Raw genomic sequence first — 2,515 nt, 5'->3', positions numbered from 1 at the left:
ACCGCGGCGGCGGAGGCCATGACGCTGATGCACCGGGCGGCTCGTGGCAAGGCCAACCGCCTGGTGATGGACGCCGACCTGTTCACCCAGACCGCGGCCATCGTGGCCACCCGGGCCAAGCCGCTGGGCATCGAGATCGTCACCGCCGACCTGCGTGACGGCCTGCCCGACGGGGACTTCTTCGGCGTCATCGCCCAGCTGCCGGGGGCCAGCGGCCGGGTCACCGACTGGTCGGCCCTGGTCGAGCAGGCCCACGAGCGCGGCGCATTGGTCGCCATCGGCGCCGACCTGCTCGCCATGACGCTGGTCACGCCGCCCGGTGAGATCGGCGCCGACGTCGCCTTCGGCAGCACCCAAAGATTCGGCGTGCCAATGGGATTCGGGGGACCACACGCCGGCTACCTGGCGGTGCACGCCAACCACGCGCGTCAGCTGCCGGGCCGGCTGGTCGGGGTGTCGCTGGACGCCGACGGTTCGCCCGCCTACCGGCTGGCGCTGCAGACGCGCGAACAGCACATCCGCCGCGACAAGGCGACCAGCAACATCTGTACCGCGCAGGTGCTGCTGGCGGTGATGGCCGCGATGTACGCCAGCTACCACGGCGCCGAGGGGCTGACGGCGATCGCGCGCCGCGTCCACGGCCACGCCGGGGCTATCGCCGCCGCGCTCGGCGATGCGCTGGTGCACGACAAGTACTTCGACACCGTGCTGGCCAGAGTGCCCGGGCGCGCCGCCGAGGTGATCGCCGCGGCCAAGGCCAAGGGCATCAACCTGTGGCGGGTCGACGACGACCACGTGTCGGTGGCCTGCGACGAGGCCACCACCGACGAGCACGTCGCCGCCGTGCTCGACGCCTTCGGGGTGCGACCTACCGGGCAGGCGGGTGCCGACGCCGGCATCGTCACCCGCACGTCGGAGTTCCTCACCCACCCCGCCTTCACCCAGTACCGCACCGAGACCGCGATGATGCGCTACCTGCGCGCGCTGGCCGACAAGGATATCGCGTTGGACCGCAGCATGATTCCGCTCGGGTCGTGCACCATGAAGCTGAACGCCGCCGCGGAGATGGAGCCCATCACCTGGCCGGAATTCGCCCGCCAGCATCCCTTCGCGCCGGCGTCCGACACCCCCGGGCTGCGGCGCCTGATCGCCGACTTGGAGACCTGGCTGGTGCAGATCACCGGCTACGACGCCGTCTCGCTGCAGCCCAACGCCGGGTCGCAGGGCGAGTACGCCGGGCTGCTGGCCATTCACGATTACCACGCCAGCCGCGGGGAACCGCACCGCGACATCTGCCTCATCCCGTCCAGCGCACACGGCACCAACGCGGCCTCGGCGGCCCTGGCCGGGATGCGGGTCGTGGTGGTGGCCTGCCACACCAACGGCGACGTGGATCTCGAGGACCTGCGCGCCAAGGTCGGCGAGCACCGCGACCGGCTGTCCACGCTGATGATCACCTATCCGTCCACGCACGGCGTCTACGAGCACGACATCGCCGAGATCTGCGCCGCGGTGCACGACGCCGGCGGCCAGGTGTACGTCGACGGCGCCAACCTCAACGCGCTGGTCGGGTTGGCCCGGCCGGGCAAGTTCGGCGGCGACGTCAGCCACCTGAACCTGCACAAGACGTTCTGCATCCCGCACGGCGGCGGGGGGCCCGGCGTGGGGCCGGTGGCGGTGCGCGCGCACCTGGCGCCGTTCCTGCCCGGGCATCCGTACGCCCCCGAACTACCCCAGGGCCACCCGGTGTCCGCGGCGCCCTACGGGTCGGCCTCGATCCTGCCGATCAGCTGGGCCTACATCAGGATGATGGGCGCCGAGGGGCTGCGCGCGGCCTCGCTGACCGCGATCACGTCGGCCAACTACATCGCCCGGCGACTCGACGAGTACTTCCCGGTGCTCTACACCGGCGAGAACGGCATGGTCGCCCACGAGTGCATCCTGGACCTGCGGGGCATCACCAAATCCACCGGAGTCACCGTCGACGACGTGGCAAAGCGCTTGGCGGACTACGGGTTTCACGCACCGACCATGAGCTTCCCGGTGGCCGGCACGCTGATGGTGGAGCCCACCGAGAGCGAGAGCCTGACCGAGGTCGACGCGTTCTGTGACGCGATGATCGCCATCCGCGCCGAGATCGACCGGGTGGGCGCGGGGGAGTGGCCTGCTGAAGACAACCCGCTGCGCGGTGCACCCCACACGGCCGAGTGCCTGGTGGTCAGCGACTGGGACCACCCGTACACCCGGGAGCAGGCTGCCTACCCGCTGGGCAAGGAGTTCCGGCCGAAGGTCTGGCCGCCGGTGCGTCGCATCGACGGCGCCTACGGCGACCGCAATCTGGTCTGCTCGTGCCCGCCGGTGGAGGCATTCGCCTGACGGTCCGGCCGGCCCTCAGCCGGGCGTCGTCGCCGGGGCCGGCACCACCAACGGCACCAGATACCGGCGGGCGAAATCGCGGGCCTGGCTCAGGTTGTAAATCGGGATGGCCGATTGCGGCGTCTTGATCAGCGAAATG

General features: G+C 71.0%; 1 protein-coding gene and 1 pseudogene. One reads left to right on the top strand and one right to left on the bottom strand.

Annotation, left to right across the window (positions count from 1 at the left end; translation table 11 throughout):
• The coding region (gcvP, locus tag A5646_RS22165; RefSeq protein ID WP_067024209.1) for an aminomethyl-transferring glycine dehydrogenase at positions 1–2,376 on the top strand (2,376 nt) is incomplete at its 5' end.
• 15 nt (positions 2,377–2,391) lie between these two features.
• On the opposite strand, the pseudogene A5646_RS22160 reads toward gcvP, so the two are convergent.
• A pseudogene (locus tag A5646_RS22160) lies at positions 2,392–2,515 on the bottom strand (TetR family transcriptional regulator); the annotation flags it as partial.

This window comes from Mycobacterium sp. 1245499.0 (assembly GCF_001673615.1).
Classification (GTDB): Bacteria; Actinomycetota; Actinomycetes; order Mycobacteriales; family Mycobacteriaceae; genus Mycobacterium; species Mycobacterium europaeum_A.
This window is presented reverse-complemented; position numbering and strand designations above follow the sequence as displayed.